Annotated in this window: 10 protein-coding genes; 2 read left to right on the top strand and 8 right to left on the bottom strand. The window is 59.9% G+C overall.

From position 1 onward, the window contains the following. Nucleotides 1-5 precede the first annotated feature (5 nt). The 8 genes from cas1e to ppdK all read right to left on the bottom strand — a co-directional run bounded on the left by cas1e (nucleotide 6) and on the right by ppdK (nucleotide 11,312). On the bottom strand, nucleotides 6-959 hold the full coding sequence (gene cas1e, locus ACT8X9_RS02645) for a type I-E CRISPR-associated endonuclease Cas1e (RefSeq protein ID WP_444268030.1): 954 nt from the start codon (nucleotides 957-959) through the stop codon (nucleotides 6-8). Between the two features lies 1 nt (nucleotide 960). Further along, nucleotides 961-1,593, bottom strand: a complete 633-nt coding sequence (gene cas6e, locus ACT8X9_RS02640) for a type I-E CRISPR-associated protein Cas6/Cse3/CasE (protein WP_444268029.1) — start codon at nucleotides 1,591-1,593, stop codon at nucleotides 961-963. 15 nt (nucleotides 1,594-1,608) lie between these two features. Then, the gene (gene cas5e, locus ACT8X9_RS02635; RefSeq protein WP_444268028.1) at nucleotides 1,609-2,271 is read right to left on the bottom strand and encodes a type I-E CRISPR-associated protein Cas5/CasD; all 663 of its coding nucleotides are present in this window, start codon (nucleotides 2,269-2,271) and stop codon (nucleotides 1,609-1,611) included. Continuing rightward, nucleotides 2,271-3,335 (bottom strand): type I-E CRISPR-associated protein Cas7/Cse4/CasC, encoded by a 1,065-nt coding sequence (gene cas7e, locus ACT8X9_RS02630; RefSeq protein WP_444268027.1) that lies wholly within the window; start codon nucleotides 3,333-3,335, stop codon nucleotides 2,271-2,273. Before cas7e ends, cas5e begins: the two co-directional genes overlap by 1 nt. Nucleotides 3,336-3,337: 2 nt before the next feature. Next, nucleotides 3,338-3,952: a type I-E CRISPR-associated protein Cse2/CasB gene (gene casB / locus ACT8X9_RS02625; protein ID WP_444268026.1), complete on the bottom strand. Its 615-nt coding sequence runs from the start codon at nucleotides 3,950-3,952 to the stop codon at nucleotides 3,338-3,340. A gap of 12 nt (nucleotides 3,953-3,964) precedes the next feature. Continuing rightward, nucleotides 3,965-5,581 carry a type I-E CRISPR-associated protein Cse1/CasA gene (casA, locus tag ACT8X9_RS02620; protein WP_444268025.1) on the bottom strand — a complete coding sequence of 539 codons (1,617 nt, stop codon included), beginning with the start codon at nucleotides 5,579-5,581 and terminating at the stop codon, nucleotides 3,965-3,967. Beyond that, entirely contained in the window at nucleotides 5,562-8,273 is a 2,712-nt protein-coding gene (gene cas3 / locus ACT8X9_RS02615) for a CRISPR-associated helicase Cas3' (RefSeq protein ID WP_444268024.1), read from the bottom strand. Before cas3 ends, casA begins: the two co-directional genes overlap by 20 nt. A 372-nt stretch (nucleotides 8,274-8,645) precedes the next feature. Beyond that, on the bottom strand, nucleotides 8,646-11,312 hold the full coding sequence (gene ppdK / locus ACT8X9_RS02610; RefSeq protein WP_227620144.1) for a pyruvate, phosphate dikinase: 2,667 nt from the start codon (nucleotides 11,310-11,312) through the stop codon (nucleotides 8,646-8,648). Nucleotides 11,313-11,729: 417 nt separating this feature from the next. Here ppdK and ACT8X9_RS02605 point away from each other — a divergent pair, with 417 nt between their 5' ends. Both ACT8X9_RS02605 and pth read left to right on the top strand, forming a co-directional pair. Next, nucleotides 11,730-12,482 carry a DapH/DapD/GlmU-related protein gene (locus tag ACT8X9_RS02605; RefSeq protein ID WP_227620142.1) on the top strand — a complete coding sequence of 251 codons (753 nt, stop codon included), beginning with the start codon at nucleotides 11,730-11,732 and terminating at the stop codon, nucleotides 12,480-12,482. Between the two features lie 135 nt (nucleotides 12,483-12,617). Then, nucleotides 12,618-13,196, top strand: coding sequence for an aminoacyl-tRNA hydrolase (pth, locus tag ACT8X9_RS02600; protein WP_227620141.1), 579 nt, complete (start codon nucleotides 12,618-12,620; stop codon nucleotides 13,194-13,196). The last annotated feature ends 87 nt before the right edge of the window (nucleotides 13,197-13,283 follow it).

Here is a 13,283-nt window from a genome sequence, read left to right as displayed (position 1 = left end):
GAGAACTACGATGTCTCCTCACCTTCCTCTTCCTCAAAATAGTTGATGCCGTTGGCCACAGTGCCTATCTTGTTGTCCCACAGGTAAACGGTCTCCTGCTTTGCTTCCGGCTCGTCTGCATTCAGGAGCAGATACCGAATATCGTGCACCATCCGCTCCAGAATATGGTGCTCCACCATGGCATCCCGCACCCGGCGGCGCACCACGGATGACAGATCCTCCGGGGCCTGCGCCGCCACCTCAAAGGCGATCGGGATCGTCACTTCAGCCTTGTACAGGTCTGCAATGTCGTACACAAAAGAGCACTCGTGCCCCACATGGACAAAGCCGAGGCCCGGTGCACACCCCAGCGCCACGATCACCGCGTGCGCCAGACCGTACAGGCAGGCGTGCCCGGCGGAAAGCGCCTGATTGACCGCATCTCCCGCCGAAAAATCCTCCGGACGGTACAGCCTGCCGTTCCACGGAACGCCCGTATCCTTGGACGCTTTGCGGTACACCTGCCGCACACGGCTGCCTTCGCGGCCCCGCAGCTGCTGCATGGTCAGCCGAGAGATGTCCTCCTCCGGAAAGCGGAGCTGATACATCTTCCGCACCACCTCCAGATGCTTGCGGGTGTGAGTGACCAGCTCTGCCTGCCGCAGCAGCAGCTGCGAGTGGGTCGTCAGCGGGCGGCCATGGGCGTAATACCGCACGCCGTGCTCTCCCACCCAGACAGCCCCTACTCCGGTGTCGCCCATAAGCTCCATGGCGCGGTGGGTCACTCGCGTGCCCGGCCCCAGCAGCAGCACCGAGATGCCCGCCGCCGGGATGGAGACCACCCCTTTTTCGTCCGTGACCGTGATCGCGCCGTCCTGTCGGCCAAGGGTGCAGTGCTCCAGATACAGAAAGGTCATCCGGTCCTTCACCTGCGGCAGTGCCTGCAGGTCGGGCCGGATCATGCCCGGCATCTCGTCCATCTCAGTTTCCTCCGCGCATGACGGTCATCAGTCCAAGGCCATAGGCTTTGCCGCGCCCCATCCCCTGACACAGCATCGCCCGGAACTGCTCTGCATCCGTCACCTGCAAAACACCCTCGTAGGTCACGGCCAGCAGGGTCACCGGCCGGGTGCCGCGCTTGGCAAAGCGCTGCCACTGCACTCGGGTCACGGTAAATTCCTCCTCCCGCAGGGCAAAGCCGTGCTTTGCCGCCCGATCCAGCAGCCACTGCTTCTGATGCTTCGTCGAGCAGTGGGCCATCACGCTCCCCCGCTCTGCGGGTGCCTTGGGGTCTTTGCGGCTTTTGGTGGGGTTTGCGGTCAGCCGGAACTGCCAGCAGCTTCCCGGAACCACCCGCTCCAAAAGCGGGTCATAACTGCGGGTCTCGGCCGCCGCCCCGGTGCCAAACTGCTCCACCACGCCGGACAGGTCCGGCGCGTCCTCGCTGAGGAGAAGCAGATACAGCCGCTCTCCCAGACGGTCCAGCCGCCACAGCCTGCGGCGGCGCTCCCCTGCAAAGGCGCTTTCCACTGCGCCATGCAGCTTCTGCGGTGCGGCCAGTGCTTCCATGGTGCTGCGGCGGGTGAGATCGAGTTCTACCCGTGATAAATACATCCTCTCTCCCCCTTTTTACAATTCCCGGAACGGGTCATGCCCGGTGCTCTCCGGGCCATCCGACATGGTCAGCCAAAGCTCCCGCGCCGAGCGGTAGCCGTACTGCCGGTGATGTGGGTCAAAAGAGACAGGCACATCCCTCTGCACTGCCGCGCCCGGCTCCTGCGGGTCGGCGTCCAGCACCATCCGGCAGAGCTTCCCCGGGCACAGGGGCGGTTCGGTTTGCAGCACCTCCTGCAAACTGCCCTGCCGCAGCCCCAGACAGAGGGGCAGGTCAGGCGGGCAGGACCGGCGGCCCAGATACAGCGGAAAAGCCGGGTGCTGCAGCGCATCCTGCAGCTGCAGCAAAAGGGCGGTGTCCTCGCTTTCCAGCCCGGCCAGAAACACGGCGTCCTGCAAATAATGGCGATAGGTCACATACGAGTTCTTTTCATCCTGCGTCTTTGCGGTGTGGTAATCCACCAGCAGCTGCCCTTCCCGCTCCACACGGACGCCGAACCGCAGCCCGGTCAGCCGGGCCAGCCCTTCGCTCTCGTCCCGCCGCAGCCCCAGAGCCGCCGCCAGCAGGCCGATGACGCCGCTCTTGGTGGGTTCCCGGTTGGTCTTACGGGTCTCAAATTTGGAGTCCGCGCCCCACGCCTGCAAAGGCGCTGCCAGCCGAAGCAACAGCGTTGCCATTACTCCACCTCATTTCCGGACAGCGCATCCCGGACAGCCTTTTCCAGCGCGTCCAGCATGGCTTTTGCCGTCTGTGCCGGAGCCAGTGCTTCCAGCCCGCCGCCCACAGTAAAGCTCTGGGCCGGAGCCTCGGCAAAGCTGGCATACACCTGCTGCGCATACTGGGCCAGCGCAGCCTTGGAAGCCTCGGCATAGCCTCCCTGCTCGCCGCGGGACACCGCACGCTCAAACGCACCGCACAGGTTCACCGGCTGATCTTCCCGGATGGTCACATACACCGCATCCGGCAGGGTGCGGTTTGCAAAGGTGTTCTGTTTGCCGGTGGGCATGGAGAACAGGAACGCCTCACCGAAAGCCCGCACCGTTTCTGCGGCCTGCTCTGCCCCCAGCTGCTCCGCCAGCTCCAACACGTTCACTGTGGCATAGCGGTACAGGGTGGAGGAGTTGTACTCCACCGTGCCCAGATGGCCTGCACCGGTGCTGTCTGTCTGACAGTCGTCCACGGCGGTAAAGTAATCGTACTCGTTCTTCACCGCATGGGTGGAGATGCTGTGCGCCACCTGCGCTGCGGCGTCATAGTTCAGGGAAGCTTTTTGCGCCACCATACGGCCAAACAGCACCATATCTGCCGAGGGATTTTTTATCATCGCCTCTTCATATTTTTCATCATTCGTGCATCCCTCAACAGCCAGCTCTGCCAGCGCCTTTGCCTGCGCAGAACTTATAAAAACCAAGGCATCCGTTCCCTTTTTATCGTTGCTCGTAATGTTAACATGTTTCAGAGCATCTTTTGCCATCTTATCTGCTTTCTTTTGTTCCGGATCCAGTGCAAGGATCTGCTCCTTCACCAGCTCTGCCGCCTTTTTGGTGCGCTTGCCCACATCCAACGGGGTATTTTCCGCAAAGTCTTCGCGCATAGCGTGCTTCCACGCCTGCGAAGAAACTCTGGCCCGGAGCACGCCGCCGTACATGGCCGTTTTGGGACTGCCGGTGTCGTCCCGGTTGATGCAGCTGGGCGGGACGGTCTGCAAAACGTGAAAATCAACATATAGGCGCTTTTTCATGATCAATTCTCCTTTTCTTCCTCTTCCGACGATGCATTCTTCGTTTCGCGGTACAGGTCTTGGCCCCACCGCAGACGGACGTTGGCGGGGATCTGTGTGTACCGCGGGTCGGTGCACTGCAATTCATACAGGTCCACCGCAAGCTGCGGATAGTCCAGCGGGATCGCGCCACCCTTTGCCGCGCTCAACAGCTGGACCATCCCCCTCAGATGGTGGCTGATCTCGGTGATCTCTTCTGCGGTGGCCAGTGCGTTGAACCGCCGGAGCACGCTGGACTCTTCCCAGTCCTTTCCAGCATTCCGCTCTGCCAGCTGCCGCACCGCTCGCCCCAGCGTGTTGCCGGGGCAGTTCATGGGCTGGTCATTCCCCTGCTGATGCACGGCGTATAAAGTCAGTGCAAGGTAGACTGCCCACTCTGCGTGGGAAGGGCCGTTGTTACCCTGAAAGCCTTCCGGCATTCCCAGCAGGAAACTCCCCCACAGCTCCGGCAGTTCGCCGGGCCGGTGTCCGACGCCCCGCCGCAGCTTTGCCAGCTCGGCCCGCCGCTGGTTGTCCGGCAGGGTCTGAAGCCAGCGCAGCCGCTGCTCTGTATACGTTCTGACGTCCTGTGTTTTCATACGATTCCCCCTTTACGGTTCTGCTTTCGGATAGATGTCCCAGAGTTTCGAACGGAACGTGTTATAAGCCTTTGGCGAGGTGTACAGGGTGCTGCACTCCGTTTTTTTGCCCTTATCCACCACAACGCGGTGTCCTTTCAGGGCTGCATTTCCAGCCTCCCGCACCATCTTCGCTCCCAGCTCTTCCGCGATGCTGCGCGCCTGTGCCTGCCAGCGCAGCACTGCTTCGTCCGGGTCGTCCTGTTCCGGGTCGATCTCCTGCAGCCACTGCCGGAAGGGCTGGTCCACTGCAAAGTAAAACTGTGCACGGGCATCTTCTGTCACTTTCTTCACCTGACTGTAGTCCAGTCCTCCGGCAAGCTTCAGCTCCTTGCACAGGATTCCAATTCTCTCTGCGGCCTTCTCGCAGCGCTCTACTTCCTGATTTATCCGCACCGTCCATGGCCTGCTCAGTTCGTCCAGCACCGCAAGCTGCATTGCCAACTGGTCGGTATACACGTCCTTGACTGATGCTTCCTGATTGTCATATCGTATCCCGACCATATTGAGCACGATTTGTTCTTTTCTACTCAGGATACGCAGACTTTGCAGTTGCTGATTCCATGTCAGAACTCCCGGTTTACGGCCCTCCGGATCCAGCATGGAAGGAATCTCCCGCCACAGCTGTTTCCCAGCTTCATGCTGCTGCGGTTTATAGGTCATCTTCTCGTTTTTCTTCGATGTCCTGCTCCAAAGGGTCATCTGCTCCCCAAACGCATTTTCGCTGTCCCAATAGTCGCCGCCCAGCACCTCGTACCCGACCACGCCGGGCACTGTTTCTGAGCGTTTCAGTAGAATGCGTCGGGATTGGAGGGTTAAAAGTTCTGCCTGATTTTTCGGCATCACGATCTTGACGCTCTGTTCTGCCCTGACCTGCTCTCGCTCCCAGCAAGGCTGCTGTTCTTCCCTCAGAGCATCCTGCTCTGTCGGAAACGCCATATTCCGCAGTAAGGTCTCGTACAGGTTCTTTCCCTTGACGGCTACAAATCCGATTTGTCCCAGCCAACCGACCCCGTGCCTTGGCTTGTTGCCAGCCTTCGGGCGGCCACCGCGTTCATCGTATCCATTCTGATAAATCAGCCATCGCGCCGCCTGTGCATAGCTGAGTACCTCGCATTCTGTTTTTGACACATTCTGGAATAGCGGCGTTTTATTGCCGCTCTCCGCACGTTCCCCATTCAACTTTTTCCCACCGAATGCAATACCATTGCAAAGAGTCGGCACCTGCCAGAAGGGGTGCGTCGGGTGGAAGAGCCAGAAGCGGTCCTTCCACTGTTCCAGATAGTCCCGGATAGGTTCTGCCGGGAAATGCCCCAGCTGCCACAGCTCGCTCCATCGCCGCAACGCCTGACCTCTTTTTTCCAAAGGTTCTGGCTCGCCTTTTACATTCACGCGGGAGAACACGGTAAACAGCACCGCCAGCAGCAGCCGCAGCACGGCGGCATCCTGTGTCGGCATCTCACCCGCAAGATCCACATAGTCCTGCGCCGACACCAGCGCCTCGGTCAGGGACACCTCCTGCACCGTATTGTCCTTCAGCCGTACCCGTATCCATGGTTCGGTCAACAGGTCAAATTCGATCTCCTTCATCCTTCTCCTCCTTCCAATATTCCAGACCATTCTCGCGGTCATAGCAAAGCTCCATGTCCGCAAGATGGGCGGTCAGGTCTTCATCCAGCAGCAGGATCAGCTCTCCGTGCAGCAGCGGCGACAGCTGCCACGCTGCAAGCCATCTGCGGTCGTCTGCGTCCAGCTCCCGGATGACCTCGTCCACCTTCCACGCTTTGCCGAACACCGCCGGGAGCCGCAGCTTCTGCCGGGCGATCTTCAGCGCCGTCTCCGGCGGGGGCGGGCTGTCGGCGGCTACGGCGCTGCCGCCCTCCTGCCATGGCAGAAAATGGATGCTTTCATCCGTCCGTCGCTGCATCACCAACACCTCCACCGAGGGGTCGCCGTCCCGCACTGCTGCCCGGGCAGCCGAGTCCGAGCGAGCGCCCTCGTCCTGCATCCAGCCATCCAACGTATTGAGTTCCTGGAAATCTTCATCGACCTCAGGCTGCGGCACAAGATATTTCCCGGCACGATCCTTCTTTTTCTCCTGCACCTGCTCGTACTCACTTCGCAGCTTTTCCCCCTGCTCCGTTTCGGGGGCTTCCTGTTCCCAGCCGTAGACCTGCTGCACCAGTGGGGCAATGTCCTCCGGCAGCCGGATGCTCCGGGGCAGATACTTCCGGGTGCGCCAGAGCAGCCACTGACCATACACCGCCTCGCTGCCCGCATCAAAAGCCTCTTTTCCGGTGTCCAGCACCGCACAGCAGGCCTGCTGTAAGGGCTTTGGGCGTCTGCGGCAATGGCGGTGCAGCCGTCCGATGCGCTGCAACAGAAGATCCATAGGGCAAAGCTCGGTGATCAGAACGTCCAGATCAAGGTCCAGCGACTGCTCCATCACCTGCGTGCCCACCACGATCAGATCGTTCCGGCTCTCCGGCACAGAATCCTTGCCGATGCGTTCCATCAGCTGCTCTTCCCGCGCGGCGCGGTCCGGCATCAGGAACTGTGCATGGAACAGCTGCACCTCTTTGTCGGGCAAGCTCTCCCGCAGCAGCTGCGCGATCTTCTGCGCTTTTTTAACTGTGTTGACGATCACCCCCGCACAGCCGCCCTCCGCCAGCTTCCGGCGCAGCAGCCCGGGCAGCTCTGCCTCTGTGAGCGGGGTCAGCTGCACCGTTTGTCCGGGCGTGTCCAGCAGGATGACGGTCTGCTTTACCTCTGCGCCGTCCGTCCATGTCAGCAGCGGATAGCCGCAGCTAAATCTCCACGGGGCATCCGGGTCAGGCCTGTGCTTTTGCTGATACGCTTCGATCAGCTCTGCACGCCGCCGGGCGGGCAGGGTGGCCGACAGCAGGATCACCGGCACCTTGTACCAGCCCAGCCATTCCAGTGCGCGATCCAGATAGCAGTTCATGTAAGCATCGTAGGCATGGCACTCGTCGATGATCACCACCTTGCCCGCAAGCCCCAGATGCCGCAGCATCACGTGCTTTTGGGTCAGTGCTGCCATCAGCAGCTGGTCCACTGTGCCGACGACGAAGCTGGCCAGCAATGCCTGCTTGCTGCCCCGGAACCACTGATGCACCTGTACCTGATGCTCTTCCGGCGCATCCTCTTCCAGCTGCACCCTGCCCCCTTGCAGCCGAAGATAGTTCTCATTCAGCTCTGCCATGCCATGGGCCAGCTGGATGGCCTGCGGCACCTCCTCCGACTGGGTATCTGCCCAGTGGAGCAGCCGACGAAAGATGCCGTTTGCCGTAGCCTGCGTGGGCAGTCCGAAAAAGACGCCGCCCAGACTGAACCGGCTGGCCATGATCTCCGCAGCGGCCAGAGCCGCCTCTGTTTTGCCCACGCCCATCTGCGCTTCCAGAATCAGGATGCCCGGTTCTGCCGCAGCACTCACCGCATCCAGAACCACTCGCTGCACGGCGTTGGGCGCAAAGCCGAACCGCACCTCAAACTCCTGCGGTTTTGCAATGCCCTGCTGCGCCTCCCATGGGAAGGGGAGCGCCAGCTTTTTCCACGCCCTGTCCACCCGCGCCGGATAATCCTCCCTGCTGCCCAGCTCTTCCACTGGGATCAGCGGGAAATACTCCGTGTTGCTGGCGATCCAGTCTGCCATGATCAAAAGTCCCGTCAGCAAAATCTCTTCGGGCTGGTTGAGCACCGGCAGCGCATCTACCCCGGAATAGCCGCTGTCCTGCAGTGCCGCCTGAAGCAATTCGTTCCAAAAGCCCTCCCATAAGCACTTTTGCTCTTTCGGGTAATAGTTGCTCTCCCAGCCGTCCAGCTGCTCATCGACTGCTCCGTCGTTCTGGGGTCTGCCATGGTGTGCCCCCACAATGGAAGCAAGCCCACCGGGACACCCCTCCCACAGCAGGATTGCCTCCCCTGCCCGGGCATGAGGCGACTGTTTGCGGTTCTGCACCGGGCAGCTCAGCGGTGTCAGGCGTTCCAGCCGTTGTTTCGCTTCGGGCAAACACTGCATGATCATGCTCTGGAAGGTTAAAATTGCTTTGCCCAAATCGTGCCCCCAGCCCAAAAAGCGAGCCAAACATATCAATTCTTCCTCTTCCAACCCGGATGCCTTTTTTACGCTGTCGGGCAGCCATTTCCGCACCAGAAGCTCCATGATCTCTGCCGTATCTCGCAGGTGCATCCAGAGCGGCAGCCATAGGCTGGTGTTTTCCGGGTCTGTTTTTCCTGCCAGAAACTTTGTTTTATTCAGCATCCATCGCATTCTCTGCTCCTTTTCCGATCGTTCGTGTTTTCGGCACGGCAAGCATACCAGATAAGGCGTCCCATAATCTGTACTTTCATTGTTTTTGTCCCGCAGATGCAAAAAATAAGCTCATCGGGTCAGGCCCCAGCCAAGCAGAAGCACCTTTGCAGGGCAAAAAAGCGGCAGCTTCACTATCCTCTGTCCCGCTTACTGCACCAAAAATACGCCTCGGTCCTTCTGCTGTCAATGGCCCGGCACAAATTCGTCAAAGCCCCAAAATCGTGCCTTCTTTTTTGTGCAAAAACGCCCCGGCTTCCTGTTGCGGAAACCGGGGCGTTTATAATATTTTATTGAGCCTTATGCTCTCAGCGCCTCACGCAATCACTTGCGGGGGTTCTTGATAGCAGCCTGGGCAGCAGCCAGACGTGCGATAGGCACACGGAAGGGAGAGCAGCTGACGTAGTCCAGACCAACATTGTGGCAGAACTCGACGCTGGAGGGATCGCCGCCGTGCTCGCCGCAGATGCCCAGACCCAGATCAGCACGGGTCTCACGGCCATCGTGAGCAGCCATCTTGATCAGCTTGCCGACGCCGACCTGATCCAGATGCTGGAACGGATCGCTCTCGTAGATCTTGTTCTCGTAGTAAGCGCCGAGGAACTTAGCGGCATCGTCACGGCTGAAGCCGAAGGTCATCTGGGTCAGATCGTTGGTGCCGAAGCTGAAGAACTCAGCCTCCTTGGCGATATCACCAGCAGTCAGAGCTGCACGGGGGATCTCGATCATGGTACCGACCAGATACTTCATATCAACACCGGAGGCAGCGATCAGCTCGTCTGCGACCTTGACGACAACGTCCTTGACGAACTTCAGCTCCTTGACCTCGCCGACCAGCGGGATCATGATGTGCGGGGTGATGACGTAGCCGGTCTCAGCAGAGACGTTCAGAGCTGCCTTGATGACAGCGCGGGTCTGCATTGCTGCGATCTCGGGATAGGTGACAGCCAGACGGCAGCCGCGATGGCCCATCATGGGGTTGAACTCGTGCAGAGAAGCAACGACATTCTTCAGGTCATCGAAGGTCATGCCCATATCGGCAGCCAGCTCCTTGATGTCCTCGTCCTTGGTGGGCAGGAACTCGTGGAGAGGCGGATCCAGATAACGGATGGTCATCGGGCGCTCACCCATGATGCGGTACATCGCCTCGAAGTCGCTCTGCTGGAACGGCTCGACCTTGGCCAGAGCAGTCTCGCGCTCCTCCACAGTACGGGCGCAGATCATCTCGCGGACAGCCTTGATGCGGTCCTCTGCGAAGAACATATGCTCGGTACGGCACAGGCCGATGCCCTCAGCACCCAGATCCACTGCCTGCTGTGCGTCGCGCGGGTTATCCGCATTGGTCATGACCAGCAGCTGACGAGCAGCGTCTGCCCAGCCCATAAAGCGGTTGAAGTTCTTGTTGCCGGTAGCGGCGACGGTTGCGACCTGCTCGCCGTAGATGTTACCGGTGGAGCCGTCGATGGAGATCCAGTCGCCCTCGACGAACTTGTGGCCGTTGATCTCGAAGGTCTTAGCCTCTTCGTCGATCTTCACCTCGTTGTCGTTGCCGCAGCCGGAAACACAGCAGGTGCCCATACCACGGGCAACAACGGCTGCGTGGCTGGTCATGCCGCCGCGGACGGTCAGGATGCCCTGAGACACCTGCATACCGACGATGTCCTCGGGAGAGGTCTCCAGACGGACCAGAACGACCTTCTTCATCTTGCCGGACTTGACCATCTCCTCAGCCTCCTCGGCGGTGAAGACGATCTGGCCGCAGGCAGAACCGGGAGAAGCTGCCAGACCCTTGCCGACGACCTCGGCAGCCTTCAGAGCAGCAGCATCGAACTGGGGGTGCAGCAGGGTATCCAGCTGCTTGGGCTCAACGCGCAGGACAGCCTCCTGCTCGGTGATCATGCCCTCGTCCACCAGATCGCAGGCGATCTGCAGAGCAGCCTGAGCGGTACGCTTGCCGTTGCGGGTCTGCAGCATATACAGGTGGCCGTCCTCGATGGTGAACTCCATATCCTGCATATCGCGGAAGTAGTTCTCCAGACGGGTTGCGATCTCAACGAACTGATCGTATACCTCAGGCATCTGCTCGTGCAGGTGGCTGATGGGGGACGGAGTGCGGACACCAGCAACGACGTCCTCGCCCTGTGCATTGATCAGGTACTCGCCCATCAGCTTCTTTGCGCCGGTGGCGGGGTCACGGGTAAATGCGACGCCGGTGCCAGAGCGGTCGCCGGAGTTGCCGAAGGCCATCTGCTGGACGTTGACAGCGGTGCCCCACTCGTAGGGGATCTCGTTCATCTTACGATAGACGTTTGCACGGGGGTTGTCCCAGCTGCGGAAGACAGCCTTGACGGCCTCGATCAGCTGATCCTTGGGGTCCTGCGGGAAGGGTCTGCCCTCGTTGTCCTCGTAGATCTTCTTGAAGGTGCCGACCAGCTCCTTCAGGTCCTCGGCAGTCAGGTCAACGTCGTTCTTGACGCCCTTGGCTTCCTTCATCTTATCGATCTCGACCTCGAACAGGCTCTTCGGGACCATCATGACGACGTCGGCGAACATCTGCACGAAGCGGCGGTAGCAGTCGTATGCGAAACGGGCGTTGTTGGTCTTCTTGGCCAGACCCTCGACTGCCTCGTCGTTCAGGCCGAGGTTCAGGATGGTGTCCATCATGCCGGGCATGGACTGACGTGCGCCGGAGCGGACGGAGACCAGCAGCGGGTTCTCGTTGTCGCCGAAGGTCTTGCCGGTGATCTTCTCGAGGCCCTTGACGTGCTCGAAAATGTCAGCGGTGATCTCGTCGTTGATCTGACGGCCGTCTGCGTAGTACTGGGTGCAGGCTTCCGTGGTGATGGTAAAGCCCTGCGGGACCGGCATACCGGCTGCAGTCATCTCAGCCAGACCAGCGCCCTTGCCGCCCAGAATGTTCTTCATGGTGACCTTGTCGCCGCCAAAGGCATCGTTGCCTTCGCTGAAGTAGTACAGATACTTTTTGCTCATGCGTGTTTACCTCCCAAATGATGGCCCCCGGCGCGATGCTCCGGCGGTCTTATCGATGCTCTGTCTTGTCATACGATAAACATTTCTCTGTGAATGCTAAACTATTATACCAGAATTTCGCGCCCATTCCATCGGGCAAATCACCGAATTTGTTTGATATTTTTTGTGCAAACTCTTGCATTTTACTCTCTTTTTCGGTAATATAAAATGGGAAAGATTTGAAGAGGATTTTCGAGTTTTGACGCCACTTTTGGGCAGTTGGATACAACTTTCTATCCATTAAACTCATTGCCCCTTTTGTTTGTCTTTCTTCCTTTCGAATTTCTTTTATCTTGGATACAACAATCCCTCTTCCGCAGAGGCCGTCGCAGTCTGTTTGGCTTCTGCGAAAGGCAGAGTTGGAGGAGGTTTTTCCTTATGCAGAATATCGATGCATCCGCACTGGCCGCCGCAAAGGCCAAGCTCGACGCCGCCGAGGCACAGCGTGAAGAGGTGCTGCTGCGCCACATCGCAAACGGCGTGGACATCCGCAGCCGCAGTGTCGAGATCGACCCCGAGGTCGTCATCGCCCCGGGCGCTGTCATCCTCGCGGGTACCATCCTGAAGGGCCGGACGGTCATCGGCGCAGGCTGCGTCATCGGCCCCAACACCCTCATCGAGGACAGCACCGTGGACGAGGGCACCTCCGTCAACGCAAGTCAGGTCTACAGCAGCCATCTCGGCCCCCACAACAACATCGGCCCCTTTACCCATGTCCGCATCAACACCGTCACCGGCTACGGCGTGCATCTGGGCGCTTATGTCGAGACGAAGAACTCCAGCTTCGCCCGGGGCAATACCGTCAGCCACCTGACCTACATCGGCGACAGCGATGTGGGCAAATACTGCAACTTCGGCTGCGGCACCGTCACCTGCAACTACGACGGCAAGGATAAGTTCCGCACGACCATTGGCGACTACTGCTTCATCGGCTGCAACACCAACCTCGTGGCCCCCGTCACCATCGGCGACGGAGCCTACACCGCCGCCGGCAGCACCATCACCAAAGACGTGCCCCCGCAGGCACTTGGCATCGCCCGCGAGCGCCAGACCAACCTCGACGGCTGGGCCGAGCCGAAGATGGAAGCGTACATTGCAAAAAAGCAGAAACTGGAACAGGAGCAGGGCTGACCCCCGCTCCCCACGCCGCCGTGTCACCCGCACGGCGGCTTTTTTTGCGCTTTTTGTGTATCTTTTTGCGCGCGCGTATGTTATAATAATATACTGTTCGAAAAACAGCTCAGACACAAAAAGGCAGAATACAGTATGAATACCAATGACATCTGGCTCATTGCCGGCCTCGGCAACCCGGAGCCAAAATACGACGGCACCCGCCACAACGCAGGCTTTTCCGCGCTGGACGATCTGGCGGGCAGATGGGGCATCTCCGTCTCCAAGACCAAGTTTCAGGGTCTGTGGGGGCAGGGCGAGGTGGACGGCCATAAGGTCGTGCTCCTCAAGCCCCTGACCTATATGAATCTCTCGGGCGACTCCATCGCCCCGCTGGCGGGCTTCTTCAAGATCCCCGCCGACCACGTCATCGTCCTCTGCGACGACATCACCCAAAGCCCCGGCAAGCTGCGCATCCGGCCCTCCGGCTCGGCAGGCGGCCACAACGGCCTCAAGAGCATCATCGCCCGCCTCGGCGGCGAAAACTTCCCCCGCATCCGCATCGGGGTGGGCGCAAAGCCCCGCCCGGACTACGACCTCGCCGACTGGGTGCTGGGCAAGTTCCCGCCCGACGACGCCAAGGCCCTCGCCGACCGCCTGCCCGACCTCGAAGCCGCCGCCAAGCTCATCATGGACGGCAAGCTCGGTCTGGCGCAGAGCAAGTATAACGGGTAAAGCTCCGCTTGACGCAACCTCTCAGTCTCGCTTCGCTCGACAGCTCCCCTACCGAGGGGAGCCTCTGGCGAAGAGGTAAAGTTTTCC

This window comes from Faecalibacterium sp. (assembly GCF_052358865.1).
GTDB classification, from domain to species: Bacteria; Bacillota; Clostridia; order Oscillospirales; family Ruminococcaceae; genus Faecalibacterium; species Faecalibacterium butyricigenerans.
This window is presented reverse-complemented; position numbering and strand designations above follow the sequence as displayed.

Coding starts and splice junctions, on each gene's coding strand:
- pth (WP_227620141.1), top strand. CDS start 12,618: ATGAATACCAATGACATCTGGCTCATTGCCGGCCTCGGCAACCCGGAG.
- cas1e (WP_444268030.1), bottom strand. CDS start 959: ATGGACGAGATGCCGGGCATGATCCGGCCCGACCTGCAGGCACTGCCG.
- casA (WP_444268025.1), bottom strand. CDS start 5,581: ATGAAGGAGATCGAATTTGACCTGTTGACCGAACCATGGATACGGGTA.
- cas5e (WP_444268028.1), bottom strand. CDS start 2,271: ATGGCAACGCTGTTGCTTCGGCTGGCAGCGCCTTTGCAGGCGTGGGGC.
- cas3 (WP_444268024.1), bottom strand. CDS start 8,273: ATGCTGAATAAAACAAAGTTTCTGGCAGGAAAAACAGACCCGGAAAAC.
- cas6e (WP_444268029.1), bottom strand. CDS start 1,593: ATGTATTTATCACGGGTAGAACTCGATCTCACCCGCCGCAGCACCATG.
- ppdK (WP_227620144.1), bottom strand. CDS start 11,312: ATGAGCAAAAAGTATCTGTACTACTTCAGCGAAGGCAACGATGCCTTT.
- ACT8X9_RS02605 (WP_227620142.1), top strand. CDS start 11,730: ATGCAGAATATCGATGCATCCGCACTGGCCGCCGCAAAGGCCAAGCTC.
- cas7e (WP_444268027.1), bottom strand. CDS start 3,335: ATGAAAAAGCGCCTATATGTTGATTTTCACGTTTTGCAGACCGTCCCG.
- casB (WP_444268026.1), bottom strand. CDS start 3,952: ATGAAAACACAGGACGTCAGAACGTATACAGAGCAGCGGCTGCGCTGG.